General features: G+C 72.5%; 12 protein-coding genes. 7 read left to right on the top strand and 5 right to left on the bottom strand.

Going from position 1 to position 15,302, the window contains the following annotated elements; all coding sequences use genetic code 11:
• The first annotated feature begins 9 nt into the window (after positions 1 to 9).
• Genes J4G33_RS04055 through J4G33_RS04045 form a run of 3 tightly spaced genes read left to right on the top strand, consistent with a single transcriptional unit; the run spans position 10 to position 3,041 of the window.
• Entirely contained in the window at positions 10 to 1,209 is a 1,200-nt protein-coding gene (locus J4G33_RS04055; RefSeq protein WP_307793730.1) for a 5-(carboxyamino)imidazole ribonucleotide synthase, read from the top strand.
• Positions 1,202 to 1,750 (top strand): 5-(carboxyamino)imidazole ribonucleotide mutase, encoded by a 549-nt coding sequence (gene purE / locus J4G33_RS04050; RefSeq protein ID WP_208054568.1) that lies wholly within the window; start codon positions 1,202 to 1,204, stop codon positions 1,748 to 1,750. The genes J4G33_RS04055 and purE overlap by 8 nt, the downstream gene beginning before the upstream one ends.
• Before the next feature lie 58 nt (positions 1,751 to 1,808).
• Positions 1,809 to 3,041: an acyltransferase family protein gene (locus tag J4G33_RS04045; RefSeq protein ID WP_208054567.1), complete on the top strand. Its 1,233-nt coding sequence runs from the start codon at positions 1,809 to 1,811 to the stop codon at positions 3,039 to 3,041.
• Here J4G33_RS04045 and J4G33_RS04040 read toward each other — a convergent pair.
• The 3 genes from J4G33_RS04040 to rfbB all read right to left on the bottom strand — a co-directional run bounded on the left by J4G33_RS04040 (position 3,006) and on the right by rfbB (position 6,670).
• Positions 3,006 to 3,920: an LCP family protein gene (locus J4G33_RS04040; RefSeq protein ID WP_307793728.1), complete on the bottom strand. Its 915-nt coding sequence runs from the start codon at positions 3,918 to 3,920 to the stop codon at positions 3,006 to 3,008. The genes J4G33_RS04045 and J4G33_RS04040 overlap by 36 nt on opposite strands.
• Positions 3,921 to 4,276: 356 nt before the next feature.
• Entirely contained in the window at positions 4,277 to 5,542 is a 1,266-nt protein-coding gene (locus J4G33_RS04035; RefSeq protein WP_307793727.1) for an LCP family protein, read from the bottom strand.
• 132 nt (positions 5,543 to 5,674) lie between these two features.
• Positions 5,675 to 6,670 (bottom strand): dTDP-glucose 4,6-dehydratase, encoded by a 996-nt coding sequence (gene rfbB, locus J4G33_RS04030; protein ID WP_208054565.1) that lies wholly within the window; start codon positions 6,668 to 6,670, stop codon positions 5,675 to 5,677.
• A 217-nt stretch (positions 6,671 to 6,887) separates the two neighbouring features.
• Here rfbB and J4G33_RS04025 point away from each other — a divergent pair, with 217 nt between their 5' ends.
• From J4G33_RS04025 to J4G33_RS17710, 4 genes are all read left to right on the top strand, one after another.
• Entirely contained in the window at positions 6,888 to 7,304 is a 417-nt protein-coding gene (locus J4G33_RS04025) for a hypothetical protein (RefSeq protein WP_208054564.1), read from the top strand.
• Positions 7,305 to 7,463: 159 nt separating this feature from the next.
• Positions 7,464 to 8,510 (top strand): class I SAM-dependent methyltransferase, encoded by a 1,047-nt coding sequence (locus J4G33_RS04020; RefSeq protein WP_208054563.1) that lies wholly within the window; start codon positions 7,464 to 7,466, stop codon positions 8,508 to 8,510.
• Positions 8,507 to 10,102 carry a glycosyltransferase family 2 protein gene (locus J4G33_RS04015; RefSeq protein WP_208054562.1) on the top strand — a complete coding sequence of 532 codons (1,596 nt, stop codon included), beginning with the start codon at positions 8,507 to 8,509 and terminating at the stop codon, positions 10,100 to 10,102. Before J4G33_RS04020 ends, J4G33_RS04015 begins: the two co-directional genes overlap by 4 nt.
• A 12-nt stretch (positions 10,103 to 10,114) precedes the next feature.
• Positions 10,115 to 12,958 (top strand): YfhO family protein, encoded by a 2,844-nt coding sequence (locus J4G33_RS17710; protein ID WP_208054561.1) that lies wholly within the window; start codon positions 10,115 to 10,117, stop codon positions 12,956 to 12,958.
• A 77-nt stretch (positions 12,959 to 13,035) separates the two neighbouring features.
• On the opposite strand, the gene J4G33_RS04005 is transcribed toward J4G33_RS17710, so the two are convergent.
• Together J4G33_RS04005 and J4G33_RS04000 are read right to left on the bottom strand one after the other, a co-directional pair.
• On the bottom strand, positions 13,036 to 14,241 hold the full coding sequence (locus J4G33_RS04005; RefSeq protein WP_208054560.1) for an ABC transporter ATP-binding protein: 1,206 nt from the start codon (positions 14,239 to 14,241) through the stop codon (positions 13,036 to 13,038).
• Positions 14,241 to 15,161, bottom strand: coding sequence for an ABC transporter permease (locus tag J4G33_RS04000; protein ID WP_208054559.1), 921 nt, complete (start codon positions 15,159 to 15,161; stop codon positions 14,241 to 14,243). Before J4G33_RS04000 ends, J4G33_RS04005 begins: the two co-directional genes overlap by 1 nt.
• Positions 15,162 to 15,302: the final 141 nt, after the last annotated feature.

The following is a 15,302-nucleotide window of genomic DNA, read 5'->3' as shown; positions in this document are numbered from 1 at the left end:
TCGCCCGTCGTGACGGGACCTGTGGTGGCAGTGGTGGGCGGCGGCCAGCTCGCCCGGATGATGACTCCGGCGGCGACCGCCCTGGGCCTGGGGCTACGGGTGCTGGTCGAGAACCCGACGACCTCGGCGGCCCAGGTCGTCGTGGACGCCCCGGTCGGCCTCCCCAAGGACCGCGGGGCGGTCCAGGCCCTGGTCGAGGGCGACGGCGAGCGTCCCCGGGCCGACGTCCTGACCTTCGAGCACGAGCACGTGCCGGGGGAGGTCCTCGCCGAGGTCCTCGCCTCGGGGGTGCCGGTGCGGCCCAGCGCTGCCGCCCTGATCCACGCGCAGGACAAGATCGCGATGCGGCGCCGCCTCACCGAGATCGGTGTGCCGTGCCCGGACTGGGCGGAGCTGCCGGATGCTGCGGCCCTGTCCCGGTTCCTCGAGGACCACGGCGGTGAGGCCGTCGTCAAGACTGCTCGCGGCGGCTATGACGGCAAGGGCGTGCGGGTGGTCCGCTCGACGAGCGAGGTGGTCGAGTGGTTCGCGGCCGCGGGGATCGGCGGGCCGGCCCTGCTCGCCGAGGCGAAGGTGCCCTTCGTGCGGGAGCTCGCCGTCCTGCTCGCCCGACGACCCTCGGGCGAGATCCGGACGTGGCCCGTGGTCGAGACCGTGCAGGCCGACGGCGTGTGCTCGGTGGTCCTGGCCCCCGCGCCGGACCTCGACCCGGCGGTCGAGGCCGCGGCCCTCGACGCGGCCACCCGGGTCGCCGAGGGCCTCGACGTGACCGGGGTGCTCGCGGTCGAGCTCTTCGAGGTGGCGGGCCGGTCGGTCGGTCCGGCGGGGGAGGCCGGGGCGCGGGTGCTCGTCAACGAGCTCGCGATGCGGCCGCACAACTCCGGCCACTGGACCCTCGACGGCGCGGTCACGAGCCAGTTCGAGCAGCACCTACGAGCAGTCCTCGACCTCCCCCTCGGGGACACGACGCCGACGGCGCGGTGGTCGGTGATGGCCAACGTCCTGGGTGCCGAGCGTCGTGAGCTCACCGAGGCCCTGCCCGAGGTCGCCGCCCTGGACCCCGCGGCCAAGGTCCACCTCTACGGCAAGGACGTGCGGCCCGGGCGCAAGCTCGGCCACGTCACGGTCTGCGGCGAGGACCTCGGTGCCGTGCGCGAGCGGGCGCTGGCCGCGGCAGCGGTCGTCAGGGGAGACTCGACCCATGGCTGAGAGCACAGGGACGCCGCTGGTCGGTGTCGTCATGGGGTCGGACTCGGACTGGCCCGTCATGGAGGCCGCGGCCCAGGCCCTGGCCGAGTTCGAGGTGCCCTGCGAGGTCGACGTCGTCTCGGCGCACCGGATGCCCCAGGAGATGATCGACTACGGGCGGTCGGCGGCCGACCGCGGTCTGCGGGTCGTCATCGCCGGGGCGGGAGGCGCTGCCCACCTGCCTGGGATGCTCGCGGCGGTCACGCCGTTGCCCGTGGTCGGGGTCCCGGTCCCGCTCGCGCACCTGGACGGCATGGACTCGTTGCTGTCGATCGTGCAGATGCCTGCGGGGGTCCCGGTCGCGACCGTCTCGGTCGGCGGGGCGCGCAACGCCGGGCTGCTCGCGGTACGGATGCTGGCGGCGGGCGAGGGCGAGGCCGCTGCGGCGCTCCGGGAGCGGATGAGGACCTTCCAGGAGAGTCTCCGCGACCAGGCGCGGGCCAAGGGGGAGCGGCTGCGCTCGCGCCGGGCGGGCGAGGGGCGGACCGGCTTCGGCCGCTGACGCGACCACCGCGCCCGGTCGGCGGGCGATCTTCGTCGTGACGCCGTAGGGTCACGGAATGGTAACGACGACCCCGACGGGGACGCCTGAGGCCGTCTTGCCCCCGGACGCCCGCGGCGGCTCTGGCCCGTCGCCCTCGGGCGACGCCCCCCGACGGGGAACCCGCCCCGAGGCATCGGCCCGCGAGCACCCGGCGCGTCTCTACACCTTGGACGGCCTGCGCTTCGCGGCCGCGATCGGCGTGCTGCTCCACCACTTCACCGCACGATGGCACGGCGGCTGGGGGGAGGACCCGGGGGAGCGGTTCCCCGTGCTGGGTCACGTGTCGACGTACTTCGCGCTGGCCCCCGAGCTCTTCTTCGTCATCAGCGGCTTCGTCATCCTGTGGACGGCGTGGGGCCGCTCGGTCCCTCAGGTGGTGGGGTCGCGCCTCGCGCGGCTCTACCCCTCGTACTGGGCAGCGGTGCTGATGACGAGCTTCCTGCTGATGGTGATCTGGCGGGACGGCAAGCAGATCTCCCTGTCCGAGGTCGCCGTGAACCTCACCCTGACCCAGTCCGCGTGGGGGGTACGGCACGTCGACGGCGTGTACTGGACGTTGTGGACGGAGCTGCGGTTCTACCTGCTCATCGTCCTGCTCGTGGCGATCGGGCTGACGAGACGACGCATCATCGTCTTCGCGACCCTGTGGCCGTTGGTCGCGTGGGCCGTGCACGAAGCCGGCTGGCGCATCGCCGACATGCTGCTCATCGGCACCTACGCCCCGCTCTTCGCCGGGGGGATGCTCCTGTTCCTCATCTTCCGTGACGGCCACTCGCGGCTCCTCTGGGGGCTCGTCACGATGAACGTCGCGCTGTCGGTGCACCACATCGTGCCCGAGCAGATGCGGTCGCTGAGCGCCAACACGATCTTCCCGCCGAACCCGTGGCTCATCGGCGCGATCGTCGTCGGGTGCTTCGTGCTGGTCGCCGTGCTGAGCCTGACGCGGGTGGCGCGGGTCAAGGTCGAGATCTTCATCGGGCTCGGTGCCATCACCTACCCGCTGTACCTGATCCACGAGTTCTGGGGCTGGTGGGTCATCGACCGGCTCGAGCCGTACCTCCCGACCTACGTGGTCCTGGCTGCGGCCTTCGCGGTGTCGATCCTGCTCGCCCTGCTCATCCACCACGGGATCGAGAAGAAGGTCAACAAGCCGATGCGCCGCGGCGTCGAGCGCGGCCTGACCAGGGTCGCCGACCGGCTGCCGCGTCGACGGTCAGTCGAGGCCGCCGACGGGCCCGGGGGGCAGTGAGCCGTCGCGGATGTCGGCGAAGAACGCCGGCGTGAGCTCGGGGTCCAGGAGCACCGTCGAGCCGACCCCGCCGGGCTGGTAGTCCATCGAGGAGATGGGCGGGGTCCCGGTGATGCCGTCGGGGCCGGTGGCGCGACGGAAGGCGAGGGCGAGCCGTCCGAGGTCGACCACCGAGGTGTCGTCGCTGACCGCGAGGGCTCCCGTCCCGGCGCGGATCAGGGAGACCTGCCGCCGCGGGTCCAGGAGGGCGGGTGAGGCGGCCTCGCCGCTGATCGCCGCGATGAGCTGCTGCTGGCGCTGGGCGCGCCCGATGTCCCCCTGGGCGTCGGCATAGCGCATCCGCGCGAAGGCGAGCGCCGTGGTGCCGTCGGAGACGTGGCAGCCCGAGGTCCAGATCAACCCGCTGAGAGGCTCGTTCACGTCCTGGTCGAGGCACAGCTCGACCCCGCCCAGGGCGTCGACCACCTCGGTGATGCCACCGAAGCCCACCTCGACGTAGTGGTCGATCGTCATCCCGGTGAGGCCCTCGACGGTGCTGACCAGGAGCGGCGCCCCGCCGTAGCTGAAGGACGCGTTGATCTTCGCGGCCCCGTGGCCGGGGATCTCGGTATAGGTGTCGCGGGGCAGGCTGATGAGTGCTGCCGGCCCGCTCTCGGGGACGTGCAGCACCATGATCGTGTCGGTGCGGGCCCCCGTGGTCTCGCTGTCCTCGATGACGCCGTCATCGCGCGAGTCGGAGCCCGCGAGCAGGTACGTCGTGCCGGGCGTCGGTGCTGCTCCCGAGGTGGCCTCGACGTGCTCGAGACGGCCGTCGGCCCACAGCACCAGGCCGAGGGGCCAGGCGAGCAGGAGCACGAGCACCAGGGCTGCGACGACCACCGCGCGAGGGCGGCGACGGCGCGGGCGGGGGGCGCCCGGCAGATCGCCGGACCGGGCGGAGGTCCGGGCCGGCGGTGCGGCCCCGCCCTGAGCCCGCGGGATCGCGGGGGGAGCCTGCCGTGGTGCCTGACGGGAGGGCTGGCGCGGTGCGGGTGGGTGGGTGGGGGCGGCCGGCGCGCGACCCGCCCCGCCGACGACGATCGGGTCGGGACCGCCGTGACGGCGGGGGGGCGCCGGCCGGGAGCGGCCGCTCGGCTCGAAGGTGGGAGGGACCTGCTGCGGGGCCCCGCGGTCGTCGCCCGAGCCCCGGGTGCTGCGTCGGTGCGGGCGGGGACGCTCGTCGTCGCTCATCGGGGTCAGCCGCAGACCGTCTCGAGGTCCGCCGCGTTGAACAGGTCTCGATCCTCGACGTCGACGGTCTCCTCGGGCTCCTCCGTCTGCTCGGGGGCCGGGGTGTCCGCAGGCGGGGCGGTGCCGTCGTCGGTGCCGGCGCCCCCTTGGTCCTCCGTGGGCTCGGGGGCTGCGGGCTCCTCGTCCTGCAGAGGCCGGTCCTCGGCGATGCGGGCCCACACGTCGGCGGCCTCGGGGGTCCACACCACGCGGTTCGGGTCCGAGGGCGCCGCGCCGAAGGGGATCGTCATGAAGGTGATGTTGCCACTCGGGACGTTCCGGAGGCTGAACGCCAGGCCGGTGAGGTCCGGGATCGAGGAGATCCCCTCGCTCACGGTCAACGAGCGGGTCACGGCGTTGAGGAAGCGGACGAGCTCGGGCACGTCGGTCAGCAGGTTCTTCGACAGCACGCTGTTGGCCGTGGCGGCGATGAGGCGCTGCTGCCGGTTGATCCGTCCGGTGTCCGAGCCGTCCAGGCCGACGCCCGTGCGAGCCCGGGCGTAGTTGAGGGCGGTGTTCCCGTCGAGGGTCTGCTGGCCGGCCTCGAGCACCAGGTTGTTGGCCTTGGGGGAGTTGATCGGCTCAGGGAGGCAGATCGGGACGCCGCCCAGGGCGTCGACCATGTCGATGAACCCGGCCATGTCGACCACGACGAACTCGTCGATGCGTACCCCGGTGTTCTGCTCGACCGTGCGGATCGTGCAGGCGGCCGCGTCGGTGGTCTCCCCGGACTGGCTGCCGATCACGAAGGCCGAGTTGAACATGGCGTTGGACTGGGCGTAGGAGGTCGAGCCGTCCGAGCGTGTGCAGGAGGGGATCTCGACGAGCGAGTCGCGGGGGATCGAGACCAGCTCGACGCGCTGCCGGTCGGCCGAGACGTGGACCACGATGGTGGTGTCCGAGCGCTGACCGGACTCCCCGTCGCCCTCCATCTCCTCGATGCCGTCGCGGGTGTCGGTCCCCATCACGAGGATGTTGAGCGCGGTGCCCTGGGCGGGGTCGTTCGGGTCCGCGGGGGCGGCCTCGGGCCGGTCCTCACCGAGGAGGTCGTCGACGTCCGCCGAGTCGATGTTGCCCTGCAGGCGCAGGTAGGCCGTCGCGGCACCGGTCCCGGCGAAGGACATCACGCCCACCAGGGCGAGGGCGAGGGCGAACCGCAACGGGTGGCGGCGCGTGCCACGGGCGTGGCGCACGGCGCGGGCGCGCCCTGAGGAGGCGTGGCGGGGGGTCACAGGGACCGAGCATAGGGCGGGCCGTGGCCCAGTTTGGTGGACCTCACCCGGTTGCGTCGTGGAGGAGTCGTGGAGGATCGCGCGGGCCAGGGCGACGGGCGACGTCGCCCGTGGCCCTGGCCCGCGGCGGCCTCAGCGCCCGAGCTGGGCGTACTTGGCCTCGGTCGCGTCCTTCTGGGGGCGCCACCAGGCCTCGTTGGCGCGGTACCAGTCGATCGTCGCGGCGAGGCCGTCGCGGAAGCTCGAGTAGCGCGGCTCCCAACCGAGCTCGGTGCGCAGGCGGGTCGCGTCGATCGCGTAGCGCATGTCGTGCCCGGGGCGGTCGCTGACCAGGTCGTAGGCGTCGGAGGACTGGCCCGTGAGCTCGAGGATCAGCTCGACCACCGAGCGGTTGTTCTCCTCGCCCTCGGCGCCGATCAGGTACGTCTCACCGATCTGCCCGCGCTCGACGATCGCCCACACGGCGGTGTTGTGGTCCTCGACGTGGATCCAGTCCCGGACGTTCTCGCCGGTGCCGTACAGCTTGGGGCGCACCCCGTCGATCACGTTGGTGACCTGCCGCGGGATGAACTTCTCGACGTGCTGGTACGGGCCGTAGTTGTTCGAGCAGTTCGACAGGGTGGCCTGCACCCCGAAGGACCGCACCCACGCGCGGACGAGGAGGTCCGAGGCCGCCTTGGTCGAGGAGTACGGGCTCGAGGGGTTGTAGGGCGTCTCCGGGGTGAACTTGGCCGGGTCGTCCAGCTCCAGGTCGCCGTAGACCTCGTCGGTCGAGATGTGGTGGTAGCGCACCCCGTGCCGACGCACGGCCTCGAGCAGCGTGTAGGTCCCCACCACGTTGGTCTGGACGAAGGGCCACGGGTTCGACAGCGAGTTGTCGTTGTGCGACTCGGCCGCGAAGTGGATGACCAGGTCGGCCGCGCCGACCAGCCGGTCGACGAGCTCGGCGTCGGCGATGTCGCCCTCGACGAAGGTGATGCGGTCGGCGACGGGGGCGAGGCTCGCGCGGTCCCCGGCATAGGTCAGCGCGTCGAGGACCGTGACCTCGACGTCGGGTCGCTCACGCACGGTCAGGTGAACGAAGTTCGAGCCGATGAAGCCGGCTCCGCCGGTCACGAGAAGACGCACGGAGAACCTCCGAAGCAGGGATGGGTGGGCACGCCATGCTAGCGCCGCCGGCCACCTGTCGTGAGCGGGCGCGGGGCCGAGCACCGAGGTCCGGGGGCGGGGGAACGGGCTCGTCGGGCTCCGGTACTGTGCTGGCGGATCGGCCGGCACCGGCCGGCCGCGAGCTGAGGACGGCGCGGCGACCGAGGAGGCCGTCGAGGCCGACCCTGCCGCTCGGGTGGCCCTCCTGCACTCCGGCGAGCTGCCCGCGAGCACCGTGGTCCTCGAGGCTCCCGAAGACGCGCGAGGCGCCACGGGGGAGGCCGCCCGGATCACGGTCGTCGAGGACGGCACCGACACGATCGAGGTCACCGTCGACGCCGAGGACGCCGGGTGGCTCGTCGTCGCGGACTCGGTGCGCGCGGGAGGGTGGCACGCCACGATCGACGGCGAGCGGGCCGAGCTGGTGCCGGCCGACCACGCGACGGGGGCCGTGGGGGTACCCGAGGGGCGGCACGAGGTGCGACTGTTCTACGAGGCCCCGGGCACGATGGTCGGTCTCGCGACCTCTGCCGTGGCCACGCTCGGGGTCGTGCTGCTGACCGTCCTCCCGGTCGTGCTCGCACGACGTCGCCGGCGGCACGTCTCCCCCTGACCCGCGGCGGGGCCGCGTGCGGTCGTCCGAGGGCCGCAGCCGTGCCGGGCGCAGTCAGAGGAACCGTGACGCTCTCCGGTACTGTGCAACCGACCTCGCCCGCGGACTGACGTCGGCATCCCGTGACGTCAAGGCGCCCGCCCCAAGGAGATCCCTCGCGTGTCGCAATACCATCTCGACTCCGTCGACCCGACCGAGCCGAACACCTCCCACGCCGTGGTCCTGGACCTCGTCGGCACGGTCGGCAGCGTCCTGGACGTCGGGTGCTCGACCGGCTACCTCGGTGCAGAGCTGCGCAGACGCGGCTGCCGGGTCGTCGGCGTCGAGCAGGATGCCGACGCCGCCGGGCGTGCCCGTGAGGTGCTGGACGAGGTCCTCGTGGCCGACATCGAGGGAGGCTCCCTCACCGAGCTCCTCGCGGGGCAGCAGTTCGACGTCGTCGTGCTGGCCGACGTCCTCGAGCACCTCCGAGACCCGGCCGCCACCCTGCGCGCCGCGACCGAGCTCCTCGCCCCGGGCGGGTCCGTCGTGATCTCGGTGCCGAACGTCGCCCACGGCTCGCTGCGCCTCGCCCTGCTGCAGGGCCGGTGGATCTACACCGAGACGGGGCTCCTGGACCGTACCCACCTGCGCTTCTTCACGCGCGACTCCTTCCTCGGGCTCCTCGACGACGCGGGGCTCGCGCCCACCGACCTGCGGGCGACCGTGCTCGACCCCCTCGCCAGCGAGGTCCCCGTCGACGACGAGGCCCTTCCCGGTGCGGTCGTGGACTGGGTGCGCCGTCAGCCCGACGCCCTGCACTACCAGTTCGTGGCCCGCGCGCAGCCGAGCCTGACGCGGGGACGCCCGGTCGAGCTCGTCCGGGCGGTCGACCCGCCACCTGTCGTCGACGCCCACACGGAACGAGCCGAGCGGGAGTCCAGCCTCGCCCAGCTCCCGGCGGACGTGGAGGCCCAGCTCGCCCAGGTGGTGGACCTGCGGCGCCGGGTCCTCACGGCGCGTGACCACGCGATCGGCGCCGAGGCCGCCGTGAACAAGGCTCGCGTCGACGCCGAGCTTGCCGAGGCGGCGGCCGAGGAGGCCCACCTGCGGTACGCGACGGCGATGGAGGAGCTGGCCGAGGTCAAGGAGTCACGCACGTGGGTCGCGGGTCGGCGGCTGCTCGCCCCGGTCACGGTCGCGCGCCGGCTCCTGGGGCGTCGATGAGCGAGACGGGCCCCACGTTCACGGTCCTTCTCGACGCCACTCGCGCGGCTGGCACCCAGACGCTCCGGGGGGCCGTGGAGTCGGTGCGCGCCCAGAGCGACGACGACTGGGAGCTCGTGGTCGTCGGTGCTCCCGGGGTGAGCGCCGAGGAGCTCCGTGCGCTGGGTGCGGGTGACCCGCGCGTCGCCGGGCGGCCGTCTGCGGCTGCCGGCGAGGTCCTCGAGCAGCTCAACGAGGCGATCACCCAGGCGTCCGGGACCTTCCTGGTCCTGCTCGACCCCGACGGACGGCTCGTGCCGACGGCCCTGGCGACGCTCCGCGACGACCTCGCGGGGGACGTGGACCTCCTGTACGCCGACGAGGAGTGGGCCGGTCCCGAGGACGACGCCCCGACGGTCTTCTGCAAGCCGGTCTGGTCCCCCGAGCGGCTGCGCGGCCATCTCTACACCGGCAGGCCCGTGGTCCTGCGGACCGAGCTGGTCCGCGAGCTCGGTGGTTACCGCCCGCAGCACGAGCAGGCGCGCGAGCACGACCTGATCCTGCGGGTCGGGGAGCGGGCCCGGGACGTGGTCCACGTCCCGCAGGTGCTGCACACGACCCTCGGCCCGGGCCCGGCCCGGTTCTCGCCCGACCGGGTCGCGAGCGACGAGGCCGTCGGCGTCGAGCGGGACGACGCGTCCTGGCGGGCCGGGCGCGCCGTGGTCCAGGACCACCTCGACAGGTCGGGGATCCTCGCGACGGCATCCCTCGGCAAGGCCCCGGGCACGTACCGGATCATCCGCCGCGCCGACCCCGAGGTCCTCGTCAGCGTCGTGATCCCGACGCGGGGCGGTCAGGGCCTGGTCTGGGGCCAGGCGCGGTGCTTCGTGGTCGAGGCCGTGGCGTCCCTCCTCGAGCGGGGCGGGCACCCGAACCTCGAGATCGTCGTCGTGTACGACGACGTGACCCCTCAGTACGTGCTGGACGAGCTCGAGCGGCTGGCCGGTCGCTTCCTCACGCTGGTCCTCTTCGAGGGCCCCTTCAACTTCAGCGCCAAGTGCAACATGGGCTTCCTGGCCAGCAGCGGCGATGTCGTCGTGATGCTCAACGACGACGTCGAGGCCCTCACCGAGGGCTTCCTCGAGCAGCTCGTCGCCCCGCTGGCCGAGCCCGGGGTGGGGATGACCGGTGCCCGTCTGCTGTACGCCGACGGGACGGTCCAGCACGGCGGCCACATCTACGACCAGCACCGCTTCTTCCACGGCTTCCTGGGGGCGGACCCGCAGGACCGCGGCCCGTTCTCCGAGCTCTGCGTCAACCGCGAGGCCTCGGGGCTCACCGCGGCCTGCGTCGCGTTCACCCGCGAGACCTACGAGGACGTCGGCGGGATGTGCGAGCTGCTGCCGGTCAACTTCAACGACGTGGACTTCTCGCTCAAGGTCCGTCACCAGGGCGGGCGCCTGCTCTGGCTCGCCGACGTCGAGCTCTACCACTTCGAGTCCCGGACCAGGGTGCCCCAGGTGCACCAGTGGGAGGTGGACCTCATCACCGGCCGGTGGCGGGTCGACACCGGGGACTCCTACCTGCCCGCGATCGAACCTGAAGGACACTGAGGTGACCCCGTCGTGAACCGCTTCCTCGAGGCGCCCCCCCCGCTGAGCAGCTCGCGGGCGCACGCGCTCCTGCGGGCGACCACCGCGATCTCGTGGCTCTCGCTCCTCGCCTTCGCCGTGCTCGGCGTGGGGTCGGCGGTCCTCGGCAGCACCGTCTTCCTGGGGGTCGACACCCTCGAGGCGTTCCCACCGTGGGCCGCGCTGGACCCGGCCCCGCCGGCGTTCCAGAACCAGTGGCTCGGTGACACCCTCGACGCGGTCACCCCGCGCACCCTCCTGATCAAGGAGGGGCTCGCCTCGGGGGACCTCGCGCAGTGGAACCCGTACACGGTCGGAGGCACCGCCGCCGCCCCTCTGCCCGACGGCGCCAACTTCTCGCCGATGTCCCTGCCGTGGTTCCTGCTGCCGTCGACCTACGCACCGGGCGCGGTCAAGCTCCTCGAGATCGCCGTGATCACGGTCGGGATGAGCCTCTTCCTGCGGCGGCTGCGCCTGCCCTCGGCCTCCTGGGCGGTGGCGGCGCTGATCTACGCCGCCTCGGGGTTCATGTTCGCCTGGACCAACTGGGCGCAGACGCGGGTCGGCGCCCTCATCCCCCTGCTGTTCTGGGCGGTGGACCGTGCTGTCTGCGAGCGACGCTGGCGCGACCTCGTCCCCGTGGCCCTGGTGGTCGCGGCGCTGATCGCGGGGGGGTTCCCGGCCGTCACGGCCTACGGGCTCTACGCGGCGGCCGCGTACGCCCTCGTGCGGGTCCTGGGCGAGTCCCCGCGCCTGCGCGAGGTCGTCCGTCCGCTGGGGGTCGCCGCGCTCGGCGTGGTCGCCGGTGTCGGGCTCACGGCCTGGCAGCTGCTGCCCTTCGTCAACCAGTCCCTCAACGTCATCGACTTCTCGGTGCGAGCGCAGAACCCCGACATCCATCTCGAGTGGACCGCCCTGACGACCGCCGTGGTCCCCGAGATGCTGGGGGGGCCGATCGGCGCCTACTGGGCCTCGTACCAGAACCCGATCGAGACCTTCTCCTACCTCGGAGCGGCAGCCGTCGTGCTGGTGCTCCTGGCCTTCGCGATCGCCCCCGCGCTACCGGGGGCGCGCGGGGTGAGGTCCTACATCCTCGCCGCGCTCGCGATCTGCATGCTGCTGGTCTACGTGGGCGGGTTGCCCCTCGGTCTCGTCCAGAACCTGCCGGTCTTCTCCAACAACTACATCGGACGCATGCGTGTGCTGGTCGGGTTCTTCGGTGCGGTGGCGGCGGCCCTCGGCCTCGCCGCGGTGCTCCGGCGCGGTCAGGCCGCCGTCGACGACCCGGCGACGACGGAGCCGTCGACGGGAGGTCCGGCCCCTGCGGACCCCGCGCCGAGGGGGCGCGGCCTGGGCCTGTCCCGCACCGAGCTGGTCCGCACCGGGGTCGCGGCAGTCGCAGCGGTCGGGGCGGTGGTCGCGGTGCACCGGGTCACGCGCTACGTCCCGCCCCACGGGGTCGAGGAGGTCGAGCGGGGGATCCTCGTGGCGGCGGTGTGCGCCGGTGTCGTCGGCCTGCTGGCCCTCGTGGTGCTGTGGCACGGCGGGCTGGTCTGGCGGATGGCGTTCCTCGCGGCCGCACCGGTCCTCCTGTCGTTCCAGGCGGTCAGCGTGGCTGACACCTGGTGGCCCAAGGCGCCTGTCGAGCTGTTCTACCCCGAGACCCCGAGCCACGAGTTCCTCGCCGAGAACCTGGGGGACGACCGCTTCATCTCGGTGAGCAACACGATGATGCCCGGGACGAGCACGGCCTACGGGCTCCGGGCCGCCAACGGCCACGCCTTCCACACCAATGCCTGGAAGGAGCTCCTGCGAGCGGTCGACCCCGGGGTGATGCGGACCTCGACCTACTCGGCTCTCACGGGGCAGGACATGCCGGCTGAGCTCGCCTCGCCGATCCTCGACAGGATGGGGGTGCGCTACGCCACGGTGCCGCCGGCGATGATCGTCCCTGGTCCGCGCGAGGTCGGCAGCCCTGCGGACGGGACGATCACGGTGGGCCAGGACGGGACAGCGACCGCAGACCTCGAGGGGCCGATGCGCGGCGTCATCCTGAGCATCCCCGAGGGGCTGGCCGTGGGGGAATCGGGCGGGACGGTGACCGTCACGCCCGTCGTCGACGGGGAGCCGATCGAGGAGACCGTGCACACCCTCGGCCGCTCGCTGCCCGAGGGCGAGCTCTGGATCGCCCTCGCGGCGGACGACGTGCCCGACGGGGCTCGGACCGAGCTCGTCGTCGAGCTCGACGGCACGACCGGACCTGTCGTCTTCGCCGCTGACGGCGGTGACGGTCTCGCCGCCGAGGTCGTCCGACCCCAGGACGACGGGCTCCGGGTCGTGCAGACCGGAGGGGTGACCATCCTCGAGCGGACGACGGCTCTGAGCCGGATCCGGTGGGCAGGCGAGGAGGCCGTCGAGCCTGAGCCCACGACGCGGGTCGAGCTGCTCGGCTCGGGCGAGCTGCCCACCGAGACCGTGGTCCTGGAGGACGCCGCCGACCTCATCGGTGCGGCGGGCGCCGACGGTCGGGTGACCTCGGTCGAGGAGGGCACCAACGACATCCGTGTCACGATCGAGGCCGACGGGGACGGGTGGCTCGTCCTGGCTGACTCGGTGCGCGGGGGTGGGTGGACCGCGTCGGTCGACGGGCAGGAGGCCGAGCTCGTGGATGCCGACCACGGCATGGCGGCGGTCGCCATCCCCGAGGGGCAGCACGAGGTCGTCTTCGAGTACCGCGCCCCGGGGATGTCCACCGGGCTGATCATCTCGGGCGCCGTCGCCCTCAGCCTGCTGCTCCTGGCGGTGGTGCCGCTGCTCAGGAGGCCACGGCGGGGGTGACCGCCGAGGGGCGGGGTGCCCCGTGAGAGGGGCACCCCAGGAGGACGGCCTGAGCTGCCGGGGCGGCGCGAACCCGGCTAGAGGGCGGTGAGGGTCGCCGGCACGTGCAGCGGGCCGAGGGAGGTCGTCGGCGTCTCGACCGAGAACTGCGCTGCGACCGGCACCGTGTCGATCTCGGCCCCGGTCTCGGACTCGAGGGTCGCCTTGACCGCGTACTCGCCCTCGTTGAGGGCCAGTCCGTCGAGGGTGAACTCGTACTGCGCGGTCCCGTGCAGCTCGGGCAGCGTGGTGCCCAGCAGCCGGCTCGTCGTGCTGTGCAGGACGGTGCCGAGCGGGGTCGTGATGCCCATGCCCAGGATCCAGTCCCCGGTCACACGGTCCTCGGCCTCGATCGTCATCCGCACGGTCATGCCCTGGCCCGGGGCGAGGGTCAGGTGCCCGGTCTCGCCGTCCTCGGCGTGCAGGGAGATGCCGATGAACCTCGCCCTGGCACGGCGGTCGTCGGCGCTCAGCTTGCTCTCCGCGCGGTCGAGCTCCTCCTTGCGGGTGGCCTCGAAGTCGGCCCGCAAGGTGCGCAGGGCGTCCCGGGGGCTGCCGTCGGTCACGACGTGGCCGTGCTCGAGGACGACGGCCCTGTCGCAGAACTCGGCGACCTGGTCGAGGCTGTGCGAGACCAGCACGATGGTGCGGCCCTCGTGCTGGAAGGCCCTGATCCGCTCGAGGCACTTGCGCTGGAAGGCCTCGTCGCCGACGGCGAGGACCTCGTCGACCAGGAGGATGTCGGGGTCGACGTGGACCGCCACCGCGAAGGCCAGGCGGACGTACATCCCGGAGGAGTAGAACTTGACCTGGGTGTCGATGAACTTCTCGATGCCCGAGAAGTCGACGATCGCGTCGAAGTGCCTGTCGATCTCCTTGCGGGTCAGCCCGAGGATCGATGCGTTGAGGTAGACGTTCTCCCGGCCGGTGAGATCGGGGTGGAACCCCGCGCCCAGCTCGAGCAGGGCCGCGAGGCGGCCGCGCAGGTGGACCGTCCCGGCGGTCGGCTGCAGGATGCCGCCGATGAGCTTGAGCAGGGTGCTCTTGCCCGAGCCGTTGGGACCCACGAGGCCGACGGTCGAGCCGGCGGAGATCGCCAGGTCGACGTCGCGCAGCGCCCAGAAGTCGTCCTTGTGGAGGTTGGACCGCCCGAAGTTGACGATCCGTTCCTTGAGGGACTTCTCCTTGCGGATGACGAAACGCTTGGAGACGCCGTCGATCCGGATCACGTCGAGGTCGGACATCACAGCTCCTGCGCGAAGTTGCTCTGCAGCCGGGCGAAGGTCCGCTGGCACAGCCACAGCAGGACCAGGCCGACGACCAGGGCGACGCCCAGCCGTGTGGCGAGATGGTCAGGGACGGGCTCACCGTCGCCGGCGACCCAGAAGGTCTGCTGGAACCCGAGGATGACGAGGGTCATCGGGTTGGCCAGGTAGGCCTCCTCGACCCAGCCCCCGCCGAGCCCGGCGTCCCCGAGACCGTTGGTCACCAGGCGCCACGAGTACACGATCGGGGAGGCCCAGAAGAAGATCAGGAGGGCGACGTCGACCAGGTACTGCATGTCCCGGAGGTAGACGTTGACGGCCGAGAGCAGCAGCGCCAGCGCCGTGCCGAAGACGAGCAGCACGGCGAGGGCGAGGAAGAAGTAGCCCCAGCGGGGCCCCGTCGGGAAGCGCTGCACGAGCAGTGTCGCGCCGACCAGGATGGTGAGCTGGATGAGGAAGTTGAAGACCGCCGAGCCGACCACGCTCAGGGGGAAGATCTCCCGGGGGAGGTAGACCTTCTTGATCAGGCCCGAGTTGCCGACGATCGACGAGGTGCCGCTGTTGATGATCTCGCTGAACAGCGTCCAGGCGGTGAGGCCGGTGTAGATGAAGACCGCGAAGTCCGGGATCGACCGCTCGGCCTGGAGGAACTTGCCCAGGGCCAGGTAGTAGATCAGCAGCATCGCGAGCGGGCGGATCAACGTCCACACGAAACCCAGCGCGCTGTCCTTGTACTTGGCCTTCAGCTCGCGACGGACCAGGAAGCCCATGAGCTCGCGCTGGTGGTAGATGTCGCGGATCGAGGAGAGCGTGCCGCGGGCGAACCCCGGACGTGGTCCGGCGATGCGCATCGGCTGCTGAGCCAGCTCGGCGGTCCGGGCCACGGCGGTGTCAGACATGAGGCCTCTCATGCGGTCGGGCCGGGGGAGGTCTCGCCGGCGCGGGCGGGTCCACAGTACCGACCCTGGAGGGGTCCCCGGTCCGGACCTCGTCCCGAGGGACGCCGCCCCGCCGCGACGATGGCCGGCCCGCGTGGCGCA

Source organism: Actinotalea soli, assembly GCF_017565425.1.
GTDB classification, from domain to species: domain Bacteria; phylum Actinomycetota; class Actinomycetes; order Actinomycetales; family Cellulomonadaceae; genus Actinotalea; species Actinotalea soli.
Note: the sequence above shows the minus strand (reverse complement) of the source record. Positions and strands in the feature narration are given on the sequence as shown.